The sequence below is a fragment of the Nostoc sp. genome (genome assembly GCF_036917375.1).
Lineage (GTDB): Bacteria > Cyanobacteriota > Cyanobacteriia > Cyanobacteriales > Nostocaceae > Nostoc.
In genome coordinates, this window is the sequence record NZ_JBALDN010000091.1 from 1 (window position 1) to 19047 (window position 19047).

20 protein-coding genes are annotated in these 19047 nt (G+C 43.1%); 8 read left to right on the top strand and 12 right to left on the bottom strand.

What is annotated here, in order from left to right; all coding sequences use genetic code 11:
• Positions 1 to 168: 168 nt before the first annotated feature.
• Positions 169 to 894, top strand: coding sequence for an SGNH/GDSL hydrolase family protein (locus tag V7K45_RS23380; protein ID WP_335007358.1), 726 nt, complete (start codon positions 169 to 171; stop codon positions 892 to 894).
• A 66-nt stretch (positions 895 to 960) separates the two neighbouring features.
• Here V7K45_RS23380 and V7K45_RS23385 read toward each other — a convergent pair whose 3' ends face one another.
• The 3 genes from V7K45_RS23385 to V7K45_RS23395 form a co-directional block, all read right to left on the bottom strand.
• Positions 961 to 1197 (bottom strand): 2Fe-2S iron-sulfur cluster-binding protein, encoded by a 237-nt coding sequence (locus V7K45_RS23385; protein ID WP_335007359.1) that lies wholly within the window; start codon positions 1195 to 1197, stop codon positions 961 to 963.
• 86 nt (positions 1198 to 1283) lie between these two features.
• The gene (gene cobQ, locus V7K45_RS23390) at positions 1284 to 2768 is read right to left on the bottom strand and encodes a cobyric acid synthase CobQ (RefSeq protein WP_335007360.1); all 1485 of its coding nucleotides are present in this window, start codon (positions 2766 to 2768) and stop codon (positions 1284 to 1286) included.
• A gap of 301 nt (positions 2769 to 3069) precedes the next feature.
• Positions 3070 to 3474 (bottom strand): Npun_F0494 family protein, encoded by a 405-nt coding sequence (locus V7K45_RS23395; RefSeq protein WP_335007361.1) that lies wholly within the window; start codon positions 3472 to 3474, stop codon positions 3070 to 3072.
• A gap of 194 nt (positions 3475 to 3668) precedes the next feature.
• Between V7K45_RS23395 and V7K45_RS23400 the strand changes: the two genes are divergently transcribed.
• Entirely contained in the window at positions 3669 to 4109 is a 441-nt protein-coding gene (locus V7K45_RS23400; protein WP_099101976.1) for a peroxiredoxin, read from the top strand.
• Positions 4110 to 4175: 66 nt separating this feature from the next.
• Here the strand turns inward: V7K45_RS23400 and V7K45_RS23405 are convergent, their stop codons facing one another.
• The 5 genes from V7K45_RS23405 to V7K45_RS23425 form a co-directional block, all read right to left on the bottom strand.
• The gene (locus V7K45_RS23405; protein WP_335007362.1) at positions 4176 to 4574 is read right to left on the bottom strand and encodes a hypothetical protein; all 399 of its coding nucleotides are present in this window, start codon (positions 4572 to 4574) and stop codon (positions 4176 to 4178) included.
• A 40-nt stretch (positions 4575 to 4614) separates the two neighbouring features.
• Complete coding sequence (locus tag V7K45_RS23410; protein ID WP_335007363.1) at positions 4615 to 5502, bottom strand: ABC transporter permease; 888 nt, start codon at positions 5500 to 5502, stop codon at positions 4615 to 4617.
• A 134-nt stretch (positions 5503 to 5636) separates the two neighbouring features.
• Positions 5637 to 6656 carry an ABC transporter ATP-binding protein gene (locus V7K45_RS23415; protein WP_335007364.1) on the bottom strand — a complete coding sequence of 340 codons (1020 nt, stop codon included), beginning with the start codon at positions 6654 to 6656 and terminating at the stop codon, positions 5637 to 5639.
• A gap of 135 nt (positions 6657 to 6791) precedes the next feature.
• A complete protein-coding gene (locus V7K45_RS23420) occupies positions 6792 to 7775 on the bottom strand; it encodes a choice-of-anchor A family protein (protein ID WP_335007365.1) in 984 nt (327 codons plus the stop codon).
• A gap of 191 nt (positions 7776 to 7966) precedes the next feature.
• Positions 7967 to 9436, bottom strand: a complete 1470-nt coding sequence (locus tag V7K45_RS23425) for an aminotransferase class I/II-fold pyridoxal phosphate-dependent enzyme (RefSeq protein ID WP_335007366.1) — start codon at positions 9434 to 9436, stop codon at positions 7967 to 7969.
• A gap of 141 nt (positions 9437 to 9577) precedes the next feature.
• Between V7K45_RS23425 and V7K45_RS23430 the strand changes: the two genes are divergently transcribed.
• Positions 9578 to 10285 (top strand): M15 family metallopeptidase, encoded by a 708-nt coding sequence (locus V7K45_RS23430; RefSeq protein WP_335007367.1) that lies wholly within the window; start codon positions 9578 to 9580, stop codon positions 10283 to 10285.
• Between the two features lie 5 nt (positions 10286 to 10290).
• Here the strand turns inward: V7K45_RS23430 and V7K45_RS23435 are convergent, their stop codons facing one another.
• Together V7K45_RS23435 and V7K45_RS23440 are read right to left on the bottom strand one after the other, a co-directional pair.
• Entirely contained in the window at positions 10291 to 10764 is a 474-nt protein-coding gene (locus V7K45_RS23435; RefSeq protein WP_335007368.1) for a TspO/MBR family protein, read from the bottom strand.
• 90 nt (positions 10765 to 10854) lie between these two features.
• Positions 10855 to 11328, bottom strand: coding sequence for a TspO/MBR family protein (locus V7K45_RS23440; RefSeq protein ID WP_335007369.1), 474 nt, complete (start codon positions 11326 to 11328; stop codon positions 10855 to 10857).
• Between the two features lie 356 nt (positions 11329 to 11684).
• Between V7K45_RS23440 and V7K45_RS23445 the strand changes: the two genes are divergently transcribed.
• The 4 genes from V7K45_RS23445 to V7K45_RS23460 all read left to right on the top strand — a co-directional run bounded on the left by V7K45_RS23445 (position 11685) and on the right by V7K45_RS23460 (position 14011).
• Complete coding sequence (locus V7K45_RS23445) at positions 11685 to 12014, top strand: Pepco domain-containing protein (protein WP_335007370.1); 330 nt, start codon at positions 11685 to 11687, stop codon at positions 12012 to 12014.
• Between the two features lie 9 nt (positions 12015 to 12023).
• Positions 12024 to 13136: a caspase family protein gene (locus tag V7K45_RS23450; protein ID WP_335007371.1), complete on the top strand. Its 1113-nt coding sequence runs from the start codon at positions 12024 to 12026 to the stop codon at positions 13134 to 13136.
• A 13-nt stretch (positions 13137 to 13149) separates the two neighbouring features.
• Complete coding sequence (locus V7K45_RS23455) at positions 13150 to 13629, top strand: hypothetical protein (RefSeq protein WP_335007372.1); 480 nt, start codon at positions 13150 to 13152, stop codon at positions 13627 to 13629.
• 169 nt (positions 13630 to 13798) lie between these two features.
• Positions 13799 to 14011 carry a DUF433 domain-containing protein gene (locus tag V7K45_RS23460; protein ID WP_335007383.1) on the top strand — a complete coding sequence of 71 codons (213 nt, stop codon included), beginning with the start codon at positions 13799 to 13801 and terminating at the stop codon, positions 14009 to 14011.
• On the opposite strand, the gene crtR is transcribed toward V7K45_RS23460, so the two are convergent.
• Positions 13986 to 14876, bottom strand: coding sequence for a beta-carotene hydroxylase (gene crtR / locus V7K45_RS23465; RefSeq protein WP_335007384.1), 891 nt, complete (start codon positions 14874 to 14876; stop codon positions 13986 to 13988). The genes V7K45_RS23460 and crtR overlap by 26 nt on opposite strands.
• A 381-nt stretch (positions 14877 to 15257) precedes the next feature.
• Between crtR and pyk the strand changes: the two genes are divergently transcribed.
• Positions 15258 to 17027, top strand: coding sequence for a pyruvate kinase (gene pyk, locus V7K45_RS23470; protein ID WP_335007373.1), 1770 nt, complete (start codon positions 15258 to 15260; stop codon positions 17025 to 17027).
• 171 nt (positions 17028 to 17198) lie between these two features.
• Here pyk and V7K45_RS23475 read toward each other — a convergent pair whose 3' ends face one another.
• The gene (locus V7K45_RS23475) at positions 17199 to 18980 is read right to left on the bottom strand and encodes a M61 family metallopeptidase (RefSeq protein WP_335007374.1); all 1782 of its coding nucleotides are present in this window, start codon (positions 18978 to 18980) and stop codon (positions 17199 to 17201) included.
• Between the last annotated feature and the right edge of the window lie 67 nt (positions 18981 to 19047).

Here is a 19047-nt window from a genome sequence, read left to right on the forward strand (position 1 = left end):
TATCGTACAGACTAACTAATTTAAGATGATTGCATTTACGGGCTACAGCCTAGCCACACAAAGGCTTTAACTGTTTTCGGAGATGTCTTTTGATAGAATTTGCTTATTTTGGGTTTATGCTAGTTTTTTGTAAGCGCAAAGTCTATCTAACCTGGAGAGGTGACAATTATGCTTCAAAAGCTTGCAATTGCTTTCGCACTACTTTTAATTAGCTTTGCATGTCTAAAACAAAATAATTGTACCAAGGCAGTATTTTTTGGTGATTCAATAACTGAAGGCGTGGGTGCATCTAGTTTGTCTTTAAAGTGGAGCACGCTACTTGCTAAAAACAAAGGTTTATGCGAAGACAATCAAGGAATTAGTGCAACCGTTCTTCAGAACACTTATCCAAGACTTGCTAATAACGGACGCGATCGCTATGTTAAAGATGTTGTTAGACATTACCCTGAAAAAGTCTACATTTTATATGGATTAAATGACTTGCGATATAGTGGTCAAGCTTTTTCTGCGGAGGAATACAAGACTGATTTAAGAGAAGTCATACAAGGACTTCTTGCATCAGGAATCAAGCGTTTAAATATTACAATCGGCTCTCCTCCTTATATAAAGCCAATTGCATATCACCTTTATCCAAATTTTAGTAGCGGTACACCTAATAAACATCGTATTTACAGAGATGCGGCAAAAAGTGTCGCAAAAGAGTTTGGTGTTAGGTGGGCGGATGTCTACCAAGAGATGATCAATGCTGGTGGTGATGTGTTGATTTCTCCAGACGGCATACATCCTAACGACCAGGGACATAAAATTATTTTTGCTTCAATGGCTAATGCAATTCCACTTAATACTTACAATGTAAAGCTTTCTACTGCTCAAGGTCTATTACAAGCGTTATAAGCAATTAACATCGACTACGCCGTAATATTCGCACAGATACCGTCTTTTTCAAGAATAGAGGCGACATTACCAAGTTGGGTCGCTAAACAAATTAATCGTCAATTCTTGACGTGGCGGTACTGCGCTGATACAAGCGCGGATGATTTCTCCATCCTCTAATTCGACAGTGCAAGCGTGACAAGACCCCATGAGACAACCGGTGGGAATAAATACCCCAGCCCGGTCTGCTACATCTAAGAGGGCTTCTCCCACTTCCGCATCTACTATGACATCATCTGGTAAAAAACGGACACGAACAATCATCAATATTACGCTTTTAATAGAGTTGTCATTTGTCAGTTGTCCTTTGTCCTTTGCAAATGACTAATGACATTTCAACGCATTTTAGCTTAAGACAAAAATAGACTTAAGTCTAAATGGCTTTCAACTTCAATGGCTAGAGAGTCCAAAATTTGCTCTCGCTGTTCTCGATAGTTCGCAACACCGGTAGGCAAAGATTTTAAACCCCGCTGTTGACGGAGGCGATTTAACCAAGCCCGTCGCCAAGGCCCATTGTCAAAAAGCCCGTGGAGGTAACTTCCCCACACCGATTGACAACTATCTACTAACCCTAAATTAATATCGTCAAATAGGGCATGGTAGGATTGAGGATCTATGCCTTGCTGTTCAATACGCGATCGCCCTTGGTGGATTTCAAAGCCATTGACTGGCAAGCCCTGTTGGGGATAATTTGAGCTAACTTGGCGCTGGCGGGCGATTTTTTGCCCTGTAATTACAGTTCTGATTGGTAAAAGATTTAACCCTTGAAATCTGCCAGCTTGTCCCTCTATCCCTTCTGGGTCGGCGATGATTTGACCGAGCATTTGATAGCCACCGCAGATACCTAAAACTGTTCCCCCAGAAGCAGCGTAGTTTTGGATCGCTTCTGCCATACCGCTTTTTTGCAACAGTAGCAAGTCAGCAATTGTGGTCTTTGTACCAGGGATAATCACAGCATCAGGATGTCCTAAATCTTGCTTAGGACTTAAGTATTTAATTGAAACTGTACTTTCTGATTCCAGTGGGTCAAAGTCGGTGAAATTGGCAATTCTTGGTAAGCGGATGACGGCAATGTTGAGGTCAGTTTGGGCTTTATTCGTAGACGATTGACGCTCTAGCAGGTCAAGAGAATCCTCTGCTGGAAACATTTCTTGCAAGTAAGGTATAACACCGATAACGGGGATACCTGTGCGTTCTTCTAACCATTTTATCCCCGGATCTAAGAGCGATCGCTGCCCTCGAAACTTATTAATTACTATACCTTTAATTAAGGCGCGTTCATCTGGTTCCAATAACTCTAGGGTTCCAACGACATGAGCAAAAGCACCACCCCGGTCAATGTCAACTACTAACATAGTCGGTGCATTTAAATGTTTTGCCACCCGCATATTAGTTAAGTCGCGGTGCTTGAGGTTAATTTCCGCTGGACTACCGGCACCTTCACAAACCAGCATGTCAAATTCTGTTCCTAAATGCTGTAGTGATTCTTCAATTGTCCGCCACCCCAGTTCAAAATATTGCTCGTAGTAATCTGAGGCACTCACTTTACCTACAGACCTACCTTTAATAATTACTTGAGAAGTCATATCCCCTTGGGGTTTGAGTAAAATTGGGTTCATTTCTACCCAAGGCACCACTCCCGCAGCCCAAGCTTGCACTGCTTGAGCATAGCCAATTTCTCCACCACTGGCGGTGACATAAGCATTTAAAGCCATATTTTGACCTTTAAAGGGAGCCACTCGCCAACCACGCCGCGACAGAATGCGACAAATAGCTGTAGTTAAAAGTGATTTCCCTGCATGGGATGTTGTCCCCACTACCATAATTGATTTCATAGTTGCTATCACTTAGTTTTTCAAGATACAGAGTTAATTTTTAGGAGCGAACAACAGGAGAGCAGCACTTCGGCTACGCCCATCGGCTACGCTCAGGACAGGCTCAGTGACCGAGGTAGCAGTAAGTTTTTCCCCTCTGCCCCTCCGCTCCTCTGCACCTCTGCCTCTTATGCCCAATGCCCACTATAACCATCACAAATTACAGTTGGATGATTATGGTAAAGACTTCATGAATAGATATGATGTTTCCGTGTATATTGTTCCCTTTGATTCCCTAATCCTAACTCTTGGATTTTTTATTCTAAAAAGGTATCCGTAACCAACGAATCACAGCATCATAGAAACGATCGCGCCATGAAGGAGTACGCCAATTTTTACCCTGGTACTGCTCCACTAACTGGCGACCCAAGGGAGTGAGGCGAAAACTATCTGTAATTCCCTGACCATCGACCTCTCGGCGCAATACACCTACTTGAATCAACCAGCCCAAAGCGTCATCACAGGCTAATTCTGATAAAGGGCGTTTAGTATAGCCCTGCTTGAGTCCATTTTCTAGAGCGATCGCAGTTACTGATACACTTTGGTGGCCCATCACTTCAAATAAAGATACATTAAAAGGCGAACAAACTAGCGATCGCTCGGCTCTTTCTACTGTGCTTTGAGGATAGACAAAAATATTTGGGTTTTGGGAATCAACAACAGCCATTGTGTATTGCTATAAATTTTTCTTCTAACAAAGATTAATTTAAGAATATATTTTTTCTTGTACCGAATACCCCATTAAACCAAAATTAGTTACCTAAAGTGTATTTATCCTATTTTTTAGTAATTATATTTAAACATTATAAATTAATGTAAAATTTCAAGTGCATCAACAATCTGAAACAGGAAAGGTTAATTATGCCTCTAGCAGTTGGTACGGATGCACCTGCATTTACCGCCAAAGATACAAACGGCAACACAGTCTCGCTATCTGATTTTGCCGGAAAGACGGTTGTTTTGTATTTTTACCCCAAAGATGACACGCCAGGCTGCACCAAACAAGCCTGTAGTTTTCGGGATGCCCAGTCTCAATATCAAGGTAAAGATATTGTAATCTTGGGAGTCAGTGCAGATGATGAAGTCTCTCATCAAGCATTCACCCAAAAATATAATTTGAATTTTCCCCTACTGGCTGACAGCGACAAATCCCTCATAAAAGCTTTCGATGTGGATGGCGGTGGTTATGCCAAGCGTGTCACCTACGTAATTGACCCCAGCGGCAAAATTACTCATGTTGACAGTGCTGTAAATACCACCACCCATGCTAGCGATGTTTTAGCTGCACTTGGGCTGATCTGATAATTCAGGATTTTTTAAATAGTCTTAGCCCCAAGTCTCTAAAGGCTTGGGGTTCTTTATTTGAATTCAGTTTCCTGATGGTGGTGTCACCAATGGCGGCGTAACTGATGGTTGTGTAACCGTTGGCAAATTGAGGGTAGGTTGCTGTTGTTGACCTTGAATTAGTTTTTGTTGCCTTGCTTTAAAGGCTGCTGCTGCTGAATTTAGTTCTTCGTTCTGTTGGTTAGAATCCCAGTTAAGAGTCCCGAAGTTTGCCCGATGAATCAGATCGAACATATTGAAATTGTCTGAGTTGGAACGGGCGAAAGGATCGGTATTTTGGTCTGTTGTACTATTACTGGGGAAAGCATCCGCTGGGCTACTGACTTGAGCGGAACTTGGTTGAGCCATGAGTAAGGAAGCAAAACTAATTCCTGCTGCCGTAGCTACAAAGAGTCTAGTAATTTGTAAAAATGGTTTTTTCATGGGGTTTTGACCCTAAATAAAATTGATCTATTTTATCTTTTTAAGCCAGAGTCCGCCGCAGTTGGGGTTGAATACTCACTAAGGCGACTAGGGCAAAGCCAAACAACACCAGTAATGCTCCTCCAAAGGTAACATCGCCCCAAGGAGCCTGCATCACTACACTACCTAGTTCCCAACTACTGTGAAAATAGAGATAGCGAATGGGTTCGATCGCATAACTGAGAGGATTCAAAGTAGCCACAACCTGCAACCACTTAGGCATGAAGGATAGAGGTGCTAAAGCAGTACTAGCAAATAATAATGGTAGGTTGGTGACGAAAATCACTGCAATCAATTCAATGTGTCCGGGTAGAGCGAAAGCTAAACCGAGGGAAATGGCTGTTACACCCAAAGCTAAGAGTAGGACAATTAGAGCGATCGCACTTAAACCTGCTAAATCTGGAAGTCCAGCCCCCAAAAATGCTGCTGCTGCTACAATGACTGCTGCTTGAAGCAAACTTTGGCTGATGATGAAAATTGCTGAGGCAAAGACAATGGAAAACCGCGATGCCAACGGTGCTACCAGCAAACGATTCAAAAAGCCGAACTCGCGGTCAAACATTACAGGTAAACCAGCATTCAGCGCCCCAGCAAAGGCTGTAAACACAATGATGCCAGCAGCCAAAAATTGACCGTAATTTGTTGTATTGCCAAATATACCCTTGGGAGCATTTTGGAACAAAGCACCAAATAGCACTAGCCACATTACCGGCTGAATAATTCCAGCAACTAAAGATGAGGGACGGCGTTGCAACTGAATAAACAAGCGACGAGTTAAAGCCAACGTCTCTTGTACCAATTCACCGAAAAAGTTAGGTGCAGTATTAACATCTGCTCGTGGCGATGCTAATGGTTGCCAATTGATATCAGATTTAGGAGTAACACTCATAGCAATTTTGGATTTTGGATTTTTGATTTTAGATTGGGCATTAGGAAGGGGGAAAGGGAAAGGGGTAAGGGGGAAAGGTTAAATTTATCCCTTTACCCTTTACCCTTTAACCTTTTCCCCTAGCTCCCCATTCCCTATCTCATATTCTGCTTCTTTTCAGCTTTGGGATCGCGGGTGGCGACGGCTGCGAGTTCTGCATCCAATAAGGTGCGTCCGGTGGCAGCGAGATAAACGTCATCGAGGCTGGGGCGAGATTGGGCGATGCCAAATATGGGCAAGCCAGCGGTATTCAGCGTTTGCTGTATGTTAATGAGAACATCATTCTGAGGTGTCACTACCAAGTTGAGTGAATTACCTTGAGCGCTGTTGATGATGACTTCTTGGACAAAGGGCAAAGGTTTCAGGAGGTTTTTAGCTTTTTCAGCTTCCTCAATGGGGGAAAACTCGCGGATTCGCAAAGTGATGCGATCGCCCCCGACTTGATCTTTCAATTGCGAAGGTGTACCACTGGCAATTACAACGCCGCGATCTATAATTGCCACGCGATCGGCTAAAGCGTCAATTTCTTCTAAGTAATGGCTGGTAATTACTACCGTCGTCCCAGAGGCGCGTAATTTTCTCAGGAAATCCCACACCACAAAACGAGTTTCTATGTCAAGTCCTACAGTTGGCTCATCCAATACCAGAACATCCGGTGCATGGAGCAACCCAGCAGCCAAGTCTAGGCGCTTGCGTAAACCGCCTGAGTAGGTTCCTGTCTTTTTGTTGGCGTATTCTTGCAAACCGAGTAAATCTAATACCGTTTCAATACGCTGTTTGGCTACTGCGCCTGGGAGGTGATAAAGTGCTGCTTGCAATTGCAGCAGTTCTTTTCCAGTCAACACCTTATCTATAGCGACTTCTTGAGCCACGTAGCCTAGTCGTTGTCTTGCCACTCTGGGATTATCTAACACAGAGATGCCAGATACTTCAATTTTGCCATCATCCGGTGTGGTCAGCGTACACAAAGCACGCAAGGTTGTAGTTTTCCCAGCACCGTTGGGGCCAAGTAAACCAAAAATTTCTCCTGGTTCTACCTGAAAGGAAACATCCTGGACGGCAACCACTGTACCGTAACGTTTTTGCAGATTTTGAATTAAAACGGCGGGAGCCATGACAGCCGATCCCCAACTATACAAATCTCAATAAAGTCTATCTTTATTGTAGAAGGTAGAGAGCAAGGAAATAGCGCATGAGCGAAAATCTGTAAACAAATTCGCTTCATGCGCTATGCTGCCAAAAATTTTTAATTATTCTAAACAAGTTGCTCGATTGCGTTTGTAGCGAAACAAACCAAATACTACAGCAACTAATCCTAAGCCTGCAAGATTTGCAGGCTCTGGAACCTGAACGCGAGTGGGACGCTTAGGCGGATTGTAGTACCTCGTTGGGACATCTGGCAGATCGCCATTAAATAGATAGTTGTGAGATTCGCCATTTCCTGTCAAAGAAGCTACCACTACATTGCCATTAACTTGACCGTTATTAAAATTGAAATTAGCCAAAGGCGCAAGAATAGTACCTTGGATGCCAATTCCACTAGCAGTTAAGTTTGTCGCTTCATAGAAGTTGTAGATTACTTTTTGTTTATCTGCACCAATGATATTAAACCCAAAGTTTTGTAGTGACACATCCTTACCGCTGATATTGACAACGATAGTTGAATTTGCGTCCCCCTTAATTTCAAAATAGTTTGTCTTGGAGACAGATGAGCCTGCAAGATTAAAAACATTGAAAGCAGTACCACTGCCACTAAGGTTAATAGCACCCCAAGGTTGAACTGTTGTATTACCAGTAGGAGTCAAGGTTGCTAAATATTCAGATAGTCCTCGCAGTTGTTTCCCTGCTTCATTGAAGTCGATGGGATTACCCTGGCTGAGAGTTCCTTGAGGAAATCCCACATTGCTGGATACATTGGCGCTGCCTCCATAGACAGCATTACCGTGGTAGACTTGACCGTTGCTCAGAGTTAAATTCTGTCCAGCGACTACTACGTTGCCGCTATTACCAGAAAGTTTGCTTCCAAGTCCGCCGACGAAATTTATGTTACCGCCAGCAGCAACTTTTCCTTCGATATCTGTATATTTTTGAGAGATATCTCCCAAAACAAATACATTGTAATCAGAGGCAGCACCTAACTCAACTGCATTTGCTCTTGCTGAGAAACCCAGCGCTAGAGTGAATACAATCGGAGCTGCTACTTGCCCCCAAATATAATCGGTTTTTGATTTCATCTTATAGTTTAGGAATCATCAAGATGATCCTATGGGTATAAATCAAAGATTGCACTAGTCTACTAGCTATTTTATTGAAGTTTCACATTAGTATAAATACTGTATATTCTCTCCTAGCTCATTTTAAAAACCGCACATTTACTATTGACTTTATCAATGAGACTTTTATGAAAAATTCAGGAGTTATAAGGTTATTTCACAACTTTCAAACTTTTGAGGCTAATGTCATTGCAACCACTGATAAATCCCCCCATAGCCTGGATTTGTTGTAGGTATTCAAGGACTGATTTGGTGATTACTTCTCCCGGCATTAACACAGGAATTCCTGGAGGATAGGGACAAACGATTTCAGCACAGATGCGTTTATCGGTTTGTGTCAAAGGTAGTATTTCACTGACAGCAAAAAAAGCTTCGCGGGGAGAAATTTGTAAAGCATAATCTAGTGTTCTGTCTAGATTTAGCCAAACCTGGTTTTTAACAGTCAAGTTGCTTCGTAGATATTCTTTGGCGAGGGTGGTGAAACCTTTCACTAATTGTTCAATATCGGCTGGGGTGTTACCCAAACTAATAATAAAGGTGAGATGTTGCAGTGAGGCAAATTCAGCAGTAACACCTAATTTTTCATCTAAAATTTCATCTGCCTCGAATCCGGTTAAACCTAAACCAGAAACAGTGATAGTTAGTCGCGTTTTGTCTAAAGTTACAAAACCAGGAGATCCCCCCAAATGAGGCATTTCCAAAACTGATAATCCAGGAATTTGACTGATTCTGGTTCTAGCTTCTTCTGCAAGTTGCAAAGTGCGAGACATCAGCATTTTTCCGTGGAGTGCCATTTGCTGACGCGCTGCATCTAAAGAAGCTAAAAGTAAATAACTAGGACTGGTAGACTGTACGAGTTGCAAAGCTTTACTGATGCGATCGCAATCTATCTTGTCACCTTGAACGTGCAGCATCGATGCCTGTGTCATCGCACCAAGTACTTTGTGGATGGATTGTACAGTTAAATCTGCACCTGCGGCTAAAGCTGATGTTGGTAATTCTGGATGAAAGGCAAAGTGTGCGCCGTGTGCCTCATCTACGAGTAGAGGGATATTATATTGATGTGTAATGTTGGCGATCGCACTCAAATCTCCACAAACGCCGTAATATGTTGGGTAAACTACCAACACTGCTTTCGCATCGGGATGTTGTTGGAGTGCAGATTGTACAGCATTGGGCGTGATGCTATGGGCAATATCTAAAACTGGATCGTATTCAGGATTAAGAAAAATTGGTATTGCACCAGAGAGAATTAAACCTGCGATCGCCGAAGAATGCACATTGCGAGGCAGAATGATTTTATCGCCTGTGCCACAGGTAGCGAGAATTGCCGCTTCAATCCCACAGGTAGAACCATTGACAAGGAACCATGTTTGCGAAGCACCAAAAGCTTCTGCTGCTAGTTGTTGTGCTTCTTGAATAACGCCTTGGGGTGCAAAGAGATTATCTAAATCTGCTAATTCGGTTAAATCAGCGCGAAAGACGGCTTTACCAAGTAAGTCAGCCAAGGGTTGAGAAATTCCCTCACCTAGTTTATGTCCTGGGGTGTAAAAAGGCGCATGAGGTCTTGCTGTATTGGCTTTTAAGGCATCTAATAGAGGTGTTTGGTTTTGATTGAGCATTTAATAATTCGTAATTGAAGGTACAAGAAAGTTAAATTTATTAGTGTACAGAAATAAATTATTCCTGATGCACAGCATGAGGTAATAATTACGAATTACGAACTTGTACTGAGCGTAGTCGAAGTATTACGAATTATTCACATGAGGCCTTATCATCAAATCCCAATTTTCGAGTGTGGTGAACCGCTAATAGCAATTCCTTTAGAATTATTTGCGGTGGAATCTCCTCATCCTTATGAAAAATTAGGTGCGCCTTATGGCGATCGCTCTCCTTATTATCTACGTCAAAGCGTTATCGAAAATTTGATCCAAGCGCAAAATTATCTTAATCTTCTGCATCCTAACTGGCGTATCCAAATCTTCGATGCTTATCGCCCGATCGCAGTTCAGCAGTTTATGGTAGATTACAGCTTCGCCCAAGCAGTGCGGGATAGAGGACTAGCTGAGGTGGAGTTATCGCCAAACCAACGCCAAGAGATTTGGGAAGCAGTTTATGCAATATGGGCTGCACCAAGTTTAGATGAAAAAACTCCCCCTCCTCACAGTACTGGTGGGGCGATAGATGTAACGCTGGTAGATGATGCAGGGCAAATAGTAAATATGGGTTCGCCGATTGATGAAATGTCAGAGCGATCGCACCCAGATTATTATGCCAATAGCGATCGCTCAGAAACGCAAAAGTATCATACTCATCGTCAACTATTGCAAGATGTAATGTTAAAAGCCGGCTTTCAACGCAATCCTAGAGAGTGGTGGCATTTTTCTGTCGGCGATCAAATGTGGGCTTGGCTGAATAATCAATCTAATCCAGCCAATCCTGTCACAGCACGTTATGGACGGCTTACATAGATGCGTTATGCATCTTGAGGATTCAATTCTTTTAACTCGTCGGTGGTGTAAGTACCAATGGGAGTCCAAGCTAGATAGGGAAGGAGTAACAGCGCCGCTTTTAAAGAAATCGGTAAAACGCAGATTGCCAGAACAACACCTGAAATTAAACCTATCAGCCCAAGAATTTCCCCAGCTTTGAGACTGCGAAACCTCAACATTATAGGTATGTAGGCGACGGTGATAATTTCTACCACAAGATACAAAGCCATTAATAGCCAAGTAATTAGGCTTCCGGGATTTTTTTCCCAGACAATATAAGCTGAAGCCGCACCGCAAATAAAAATCACAGTCCAGATGACTGGAATCAGTGGCTCAAAAACTAGCCAGCGAGGGCGACTTAAATTTGCAAACCATTTAACATCACGCGGCGTAATCAAGAAACTCCCAAGGGCGACGAAGAAAGTTACAGCCCCAATTATTATCCAAGATGGAATCATAATGCACTCAAGTTTTGTGTATTTTGTCAAGTCATACACTGCAAGTTTGACAATTTAGGCTAGATGTTTAATCATTCTCTGGGGCGATTCTTAGGCATCTTGAGGATTGAGACGGATCATCTGCCAAGTGGTATAAGTACCAATGGGACTCCAGAGCAAATAAGGAACTAATAGCAATGCTGCCCAACCAGAAATACTTAAAACTGCAAGTATCAATAAAGCACAAATTATAAAACCTGTTCCACCGAGAATTGTGCCCACTTTCAGACTGCGAAGCTTAAACATTACAGGCGTATAGGCAATGGTAACAATTTCTAATAACAGATATAAACCCATGATTAACCAGGTTGAGGTGCTTCCTGGGTCTTTTTCCCAGACAATATAAGCTGACCAAGCAGCGCAAATAAATATTACAGTCCAAATAACAGGAATTGCGCCCTCAAAAGTTAGCCATCTTGGTCGTTGTAAACGCTTGAACCATTGGCGATCGCTAGGCGTAATCACGTTCGCGGCTAAAGCAACCAAGAAAGCCACGCCCCCAATCACCATCCAAGATTTAATCATGCCCGTTAGTCCTTTACAAGCGCTATCTATCGCTTAATATCACTCTTTATAGTGTGATTTTGTCAATTTTATTGCTAATTACTCATCATCCCTGAGTTTGAAACCTTCACATCGTTTGGCAGGATTTTAAATTATGGGCATTGGGCATTGGGGCATTGGACATTGAGGGTTATCTACATCCAGTTTTTCAGAGGGGATCGTCACGTTGAGGGCTGTCTTCAAGTAGACTGCGATCGCCTCAACCATTACGATTAAGAACGTGAGTATAAATCATAGTTAATTTTTCCGTATAATAACTAGTTAAACTTCTAAGTTATTGATTAAGACGTAGTTTTAAAGTGGTCTGTGGGGTGATAATGCCGGAAGAAACAATTCTGATTGTAACGGATGATGTAGAAGAATCGAGCATTGACGGACAAAGAGGTTGGGGAAGTGTTCAGCAACGCTTGAGTAAGGTAACAGAGATTCCTGTATCTGTGTTGGAGCAGAATATGAACAGCCTCTTGCGGATAGTGGGGCGATTATTCCAACAGGTTGATCAACAGGTGGGAGCACAATCCGATCTTTGCTTAGATGAAGTCACGCTACAAGTAGAAATCAGCGCCAAAGGAGAGGTTAAGCTATTTGCAGGAGGCGAAGCTGCTGGAAAGGGTGTGATTACGCTAAAGTTTAAGCGACCGAGCTAGAAGTAGATAATGAAGAACTGGGCAATTGTCATCGGGATCAACTACTACGAACACTTGCCGCTTAAGAAGCATCTAAAGTGTGCAGTACAAGATGCAGAAGCAATGAAAGCGTTCCTGTGTAACAGTGCTGGATTTCCATCTGAAAACATCCTATTTTGTTCTGATCGCTCCCAACCTATCAGCAATATCCCCACCCGTCCTTCTCGTACAAACCTACGTCGGATTCTGTTTGAGAAGAGTCTACAAGCTTTTGAAGCTGATAACTTTTGGTTCTTTTTTGCTGGACATGGAATTAGCAAAAACTGGCAAGATTACTTGCTTCCCTGTGACGGCGATGCCAATGATCCCGAAACCGCTATCTCAATTCGAGATGTTGTTGATTGCCTACGTCGTTGCAAAGCAAAAAACATTGTCCTAGTTTTAGATATGTGCCGCGAAGGCGAACTTCAACCAAGTGGTAGTCGCGGAGTTAGTGAAGTGGGCGAAGAAACGATTAAAATCACTTACCAGCAAGGTATCATCACTATTTTTTCCTGTCAACTTGGTAAAGAATCATATGAAATTGCTGAACTCAAACAGGGAGCCTTCACTCATGTTCTTCTCAACGGCTTGCAGCAGAATATGATTTTGCGGCAACTGGAGCAATATCTTAGACGAGAAGTTCCGGCTCTCAACCGCAAATACGACAAACCCGTTCAAGAACCGCTGGTCATCCCTGAACCAGGACTTAAATATGACTTGCGTCTGTTTCCAGAACTTGCGAAGACAAAGGGTAATAATAATAACTTAAGGTTTGAGCCGACTGCCACAATCGATGTAGATAGTCGAGGGCAATTGCAAACTCCTTCACAACGCGACAGAATACAGCAACAAATCCAAGTGTTAGAGGCAATTATTGAGGACGCAAAATCTAACCCAAGCTTTGCAAATGTACGTGAACGTTTTTTGCAGTTAAGGAAAGAGACAACTGACTTTCTCTCAGAAGAAGTCGGCAAAAAAGAAGCGCTAACCTTAGTTATGATATGTCCACGTGGAGACTTTAAAACTGATAAGGCTCGCCTACTCAATGAGGCGACACAGATTCGCAATTACTTACTCACATTATCCCAGAAACTCAATTGAGAGGAAACTCAGGATGGCATCAAAGAATTTTTCTAGCAAAGAAGTTGATATAGATGTGTTAATTACTGAGTTACGTGATTTTTTTGAAACAAAAAACTACAAAATAGACTATAAACAGGGAACATCAGGAGCGATCATTTTAGATACGAATAAGGCTGGCAAGCCTTATGACTTCCTTGGTCTTTCGCTCAGAGTAACAGTCAGGTTAAACTCTGGATCTGAAGTAACCCGTATTTGGATAGGGAATCAGAAGTGGGTTGACAAAGTTATTGTAGGGTTTAGTGGTTTGGTAATTTTTGTTTGCCAGGGAACTATCGACTTGCGTTGTTATAATTTTGGTTTGCTTGAGGTTGGCCTTCTACTTCTGAAATTGTTTTCTATTTTACTAATAGTGCTTCCTGCGCTAGGTGCATATTTGCAGTACAAAGTTACACAGGATGTATGGAATATGATTGAAGATCATGTGGCACTTCGATCCACAGTAAATCCTTGATAACCTTATCTACTAAACTCAGAACGATTAGACAAGAGAATAACAATTCAAAATTCAAAAATAATATTAGCGATCGCACTCTGCAAGGGGACAATAGCATATATGTTGAGATTTCCGAAACAAGCAGAGCTAGGATAAAAAGGTAGTCTGTTGCATACAAGCTAACTATATTACATCCACATCACGTGTTGTTCATACTGACCCCGATATATTGGGAGGAACCCCTGTTTTTGTTGGTACTCGTGTGCCGATAAAAACCTTGCTTGATTATCTAGAAGCTGGTGACTCACTGGATGAGTTTTTAGATCGCTTTCCCAGTGTCAGCCATGAGCAAGCGATCGCTTTATGCAATAACTCTATTCTTTTTGATGATGAAATCTAATTCCTAAAAAGATGTCATAAACAAACTCAAAAAAGTCTTTTTTCTGCAACAAGCCTGAAGTTTGATAACATCCTTTTTCATCTAACAGTGGCTTCATTACATAGTACGCAGGTTGGTAATTATACCAGGGAATAGAAGGCCACAAATGATGAATTAAGTGGTAATTCTGTCCCATAATTAGGATATTGAGAATCGGGTTAGGATAAACGCGGGCATTTTTCCAGCGATCGCGCTCGGCAAAAGGACGATGGGGCAAATAGTCGAAAAATAATCCTAGTGCTATTCCCACCACAAAAGCCGGTATAAACCAAAAATTGAGAATGTAACCCAAAAAGTGGTACTGCACTGAGATATAAACAATTACGCCGATAATTAAGCGGCTGATGAACCATTCTAATAGCTCATATTTACGCCACAGTCGCCGTTGAAAGAAAAACACCTCGTGGTACAAAAACCGCACTGCAATCAACCACAATGGCCCACCTGTAGAGACATAATGATCTGGGTCGTCTTGAGGATGATTGACATGACCATGATGCTGTAAATGCACTCGCGTAAATACAGGAAAAGCAAAAGCTAGCATCAACGCACTGCCATGTCCTAACATCGCATTCATCACCCGGTTGCGATGGGCAGATTGGTGACAGGCATCATGAATTACTGTTCCAGCACAATGTAAAGCAATAGTATTAACGCAAAAGCATAGCCAGTGAGGCCATTCCCAAAGCCAGTAACCAAAGTTGGATAACACCAGCATGGATACAGCTACAGAAAACAACAGCAGCGTCGGATTGAAATCACCAGGAGGCGCTAAAAATTCCTTGGGTGGGATTGTCAGTGGCTTTTGTGCCTCCGATGCGATCATCTCTAACATTGACTCCTTCTTGAGCAGACATTACGAATATACGATAAATATTAGTGAATGATAAAGTTTTGCAAATTTTTGTATAGCAAGATTTATCCACAGCTTTGCATATCAGCAGATGAATAACGCTATGATTCCAGACGAAGCCTAGTCTTGACTGATAAGTAGGGTATGACAATCGGCAAGAAGTTAATGGAATAAACTCCTTCGTTCGGAGGATGGATACAAGATTGATGTACTATATCTAGTCTATCCCACAGCCCCCACTCTCCCATAAACCCTCATCTAACTGCTTATATCTTATTGATATAGCAGTGACTGAAAAGGAGATGCCACTTAAGTTACGATGACTTCCCAGATAGCTCCCTAACTTCAGCCCCTATGCAATTACGAGATTCTCTGCGCCGGACAAAAATTGTCGCTACTATTGGCCCCGCCACTAGCAGTCCTGAAATGCTCAAGGCGATTATTGAAGCGGGAGCCACGACGCTGCGGCTAAACTTCTCCCACGGAACTCATGCCGACCATCAGCGTAGTATTCGCTTAATTCGGCAAACCGCTTTTGAATTAAATCAGCCAGTGGCTATTCTCCAAGACTTGCAGGGCCCAAAAATTCGCTTGGGGAAGTTTGACAACGGGTCTATAGTTTTGGCAAAAGGCGATCGCTTCACCTTGACAAATCGTCCGGTAGTAGGTACTCAGGAAATTAGCTGTGTCACCTACGATTATTTAGCCGAAGAAGTCCCAGTCGGGGCGAAAATCCTCCTCGATGATGGACGAGTAGAAATGCTTGTAGAGGAGATTAATCGGGACAAAGGTGATTTGCATTGTCGCGTCACCGTGCCTGGAAAACTTTCCAACAATAAAGGCGTAAACTTTCCCGGCGTTTACCTGTCAATTAAGGCAATGACCGACAAAGACCGAGAGGATTTGATGTTTGGTCTAGATCAGGGTGTCGATTGGGTGGCACTTTCCTTTGTCCGCAATCCCCAGGACATGATCGAAATTAAAGAACTAATTTCTAGTACAGGCAAGCAAGTGCCAGTAGTTGCCAAAATTGAAAAGCACGAAGCTATTGAACAAATGGAGGCGATTCTGGCTTTGTGTGATGGCGTGATGGTTGCCAGAGGCGACTTAGGGGTGGAATTGCCAGCAGAAGATGTGCCGGTACTGCAAAAGCGGCTAATTGCCACAGCAAATCGCTTGGGAATTCCGATCATCACCGCTACTCAGATGTTAGACAGCATGGTGAGCAATCCCCGTCCCACTCGCGCTGAAGTATCGGATGTGGCAAATGCGATTTTAGACGGCACAGACGCGGTGATGCTCTCCAATGAAACCGCAGTGGGTAGCTTCCCTGTAGAAGCAGTGGCGACGATGGCGCGAATTGCCGAACGTATGGAACAGGAAGAAGCTCAACACCTAAACCTACGTTCTGTGAGAGATGCTCGACGCTCCATTCCCAATGCGATTAGTCAAGCTGTCGGTCAAATTGCCGAACAACTAGGTGCAGCAGCAATTATGACCCTAACGCAAACGGGGGCAACAGCTCGCAATGTCTCTAAATTCCGGCCTCACACACCGATTTTGGCAGTGACACCCCATGTAAATGTGGCGCGGCAGCTACAGATGGTGTGGGGAGTCAAACCGTTGTTGGTGCTAGGATTACCTTCCACTGGTCAGACATTTCAAGCTGCGATTAACGTGGCTCAGGAACTTCAGTTACTGTCCCAAGGAGATTTAGTAGTGATGACTGCTGGCACACTCCAGGGTATTTCTGGCTCTACAGATTTGATTAAGGTAGAGGTGGTGACGGCAGTACTAGGTCACGGAATTGGGCTGGGACAAGGTTCAGTAAGTGGTCGCGCACGGGTGGCAAGTACTGGTATGGATGTGAGTAACTTTAATCCCGGAGATATTTTAGTTGCACCCCGCACTAGTGCCGATTTTGTTGAGGCAATTCGGAAAGCTGCCGGGATTATTACTGAAGATGAAAGTCTTACAAGTCACGCAGCAGTAATTGGGTTGCGTCTTGGTGTACCAGTCATTGTTGGTGTGAAGCAGGCAACGCAGGCGATTCGAGATGGAGCGATTATAACGCTGGATCTACAACGGGGTTTGATTTACTCTGGGGCGGTGAGAACGGCTTAGAAGTGGGGAAGAAGCAGGGGAGCAGGGGAGCAGGGGAGCAGGGGGCAGGGGGCAGGGGAAAAGGTTAAAGGTTAAAGGGAAAAGGAATAAATTTAATCTTTCCCCTTTTCCCCTTACCCCTTTCCCTTTCCCCATACCCAATCCCCAATGCCCCATGCCCCATGCCCTTTATCAAACAGTTGCGATCGCAGCCCCCAGCCATCCAGCAAAGTTTTGCTGCTGTTTGGAGTTAGGATGGTCAACAGGCTTTACCTGATATTTAGTTGGATGTGGCGAGGCTAGGGTGATGGAATAGGTACGCAGTTCGTCTTGGTGGAAAACTGCGACTTTGATGGTATTGTTTGGTTGGTAATCTTTCAGGCGATCGCTTAAGCCACCCGCCGTTACCTTAATCCCATCAATTGCTAACAACTCATCACCTGCATCAATTCCCCCCGCTTGTGCAGGTGAACCAGTCTCCACAAACTTAACGATCTCCCGCCCATTTTCTGTATTTATTCTCACGCCTAAGTAAGGTTCTTCCTGCTGTTCGGCTACCAACTGTAAACCAAAGGGTTCTAAATACTGATTGAAAGGCAAATCCTCAGTACTATCAATGTAGCGTTTAAAGAAATTAGCCAAATCGATTCCGGCAACAGATTCGATAACTTCCTGTAACTGTTCTGGGGTATAGCCGATTTCATCTTGCCCAAATTGCTGCCACATTTTCAGCATCACGTCATCAAGGGAGCGCTGATTGTTGTGAGTAGAGCGAATCAGCAAATCCAGCAACAACGATACCATTTCTCCTTTTAAATAGTAGGAAATTTGGGAATTACCGCTATTGGCATCTGGGCGATAGAGTTTAATCCAAGCATCAAAACTCGACTCGGAAACGGGTTGTACCTTGCGCCCCGGTGTCATTTCATATCTGGTAATTTCCTTACCTAAGTTATTTAAATACGACTTAACATCATAAATTCCCGCCCGCAAAGGAATTAACAAGTCATAGTAACTAGTAGTGCCTTCACAAAACCACAATGATGGTGTGTAGTTTTCTTGGTCGTAATCAAAAACCTCTAATGCTTTTGGGCGAATTCGCTTGACATTCCACAAGTGAAAGAATTCGTGTGCAACTAATTGCAGAAAGCGATCGTATTTTTCCTGAGCGCGAAACCCAAAACGCTGGTAAATTAAGGAGCAAGAGTCTTTATGCTCCAAACCGCCAAAAGCTTGGCTAAATAAATGTAGCAGAAAGACATATCGTTGATATGGCAAACCGCCGAACATCTGCGCTTCTACCTGAATAATTTTTTGGATATCAGCAATCATCTGCTGGGCTTGGTAATTACCTTGTCCCCAGATTGCCAATTCATGAGGTTTTCCTAATACCTCAAATTTATATAATTGGTGGGAACCAATCTCAAAGGGAGTATCCACCAGAGTATCAAAATCGCTAGCTAAGAAAGTATTCGTTGCTTCACCAACGGATGATAAAGCGGTAGTTACCTGCCATTCCGGCTGTGGTGGTACAATGGTGACGCGAATGGGTTGCTTATCCCAGCCAGGTATTCTAAAAAATAGTGCCGCTCCGTTAAAATAACCGTGGGTACTATCTAAGTGATTTGTTCGTACCGAAAGCTCGTTGGCAAAAATCCGGTAACGTACAGTTAATTCTGAAATACCTATTTTGTCTACCTGCCAGTGATTTTTACCGAGCTTCCGCCAAGTTAAAGGCTTATTCTCTGCAAAAGCTTCAAAATCCTGTAAATTCTTGGCGTATTCTCGGACTAAATAGGAACCGGGTGTCCACACTGGCAATTTTAAATCGAGAATCGGTGAGGAATAATCGACAAGCTGTAAAGTCACCTCAAACAGATGGGTTTCTGGTTGGGGCATTGCCACCAGATAATGAATCGTTGGCCCAGGTTCCTCGACGTAGATATTGGGACGAATTGCTGTTGCTTCAGTCATCTTGTTTGCTGAGGTAATTGTCTAATGGGCTTTGCTCTCAAATAAAGATTACACTTTATTTCTTTTC

Bases quoted from the DNA above. Each gene is read 5' to 3' on its own strand.
- V7K45_RS23415 (WP_335007364.1), bottom strand. From the start codon at position 6,656: ATGGCTCCCGCCGTTTTAATTCAAAATCTGCAAAAACGTTACGGTACA.
- crtR (WP_335007384.1), bottom strand. From the start codon at position 14,876: ATGATCGCATCGGAGGCACAAAAGCCACTGACAATCCCACCCAAGGAA.
- V7K45_RS23445 (WP_335007370.1), top strand. From the start codon at position 11,685: ATGCCGGAAGAAACAATTCTGATTGTAACGGATGATGTAGAAGAATCG.
- cobQ (WP_335007360.1), bottom strand. From the start codon at position 2,768: ATGAAATCAATTATGGTAGTGGGGACAACATCCCATGCAGGGAAATCA.
- V7K45_RS23450 (WP_335007371.1), top strand. From the start codon at position 12,024: ATGAAGAACTGGGCAATTGTCATCGGGATCAACTACTACGAACACTTG.
- V7K45_RS23475 (WP_335007374.1), bottom strand. From the start codon at position 18,980: ATGACTGAAGCAACAGCAATTCGTCCCAATATCTACGTCGAGGAACCT.
- V7K45_RS23455 (WP_335007372.1), top strand. From the start codon at position 13,150: ATGGCATCAAAGAATTTTTCTAGCAAAGAAGTTGATATAGATGTGTTA.
- V7K45_RS23435 (WP_335007368.1), bottom strand. From the start codon at position 10,764: ATGATTCCATCTTGGATAATAATTGGGGCTGTAACTTTCTTCGTCGCC.
- V7K45_RS23380 (WP_335007358.1), top strand. From the start codon at position 169: ATGCTTCAAAAGCTTGCAATTGCTTTCGCACTACTTTTAATTAGCTTT.
- V7K45_RS23405 (WP_335007362.1), bottom strand. From the start codon at position 4,574: ATGAAAAAACCATTTTTACAAATTACTAGACTCTTTGTAGCTACGGCA.
- V7K45_RS23395 (WP_335007361.1), bottom strand. From the start codon at position 3,474: ATGGCTGTTGTTGATTCCCAAAACCCAAATATTTTTGTCTATCCTCAA.
- V7K45_RS23440 (WP_335007369.1), bottom strand. From the start codon at position 11,328: ATGATTAAATCTTGGATGGTGATTGGGGGCGTGGCTTTCTTGGTTGCT.
- pyk (WP_335007373.1), top strand. From the start codon at position 15,258: ATGCAATTACGAGATTCTCTGCGCCGGACAAAAATTGTCGCTACTATT.
- V7K45_RS23385 (WP_335007359.1), bottom strand. From the start codon at position 1,197: ATGATTGTTCGTGTCCGTTTTTTACCAGATGATGTCATAGTAGATGCG.
- V7K45_RS23410 (WP_335007363.1), bottom strand. From the start codon at position 5,502: ATGAGTGTTACTCCTAAATCTGATATCAATTGGCAACCATTAGCATCG.
- V7K45_RS23425 (WP_335007366.1), bottom strand. From the start codon at position 9,436: ATGCTCAATCAAAACCAAACACCTCTATTAGATGCCTTAAAAGCCAAT.
- V7K45_RS23420 (WP_335007365.1), bottom strand. From the start codon at position 7,775: ATGAAATCAAAAACCGATTATATTTGGGGGCAAGTAGCAGCTCCGATT.
- V7K45_RS23400 (WP_099101976.1), top strand. From the start codon at position 3,669: ATGCCTCTAGCAGTTGGTACGGATGCACCTGCATTTACCGCCAAAGAT.
- V7K45_RS23430 (WP_335007367.1), top strand. From the start codon at position 9,578: ATGAGGCCTTATCATCAAATCCCAATTTTCGAGTGTGGTGAACCGCTA.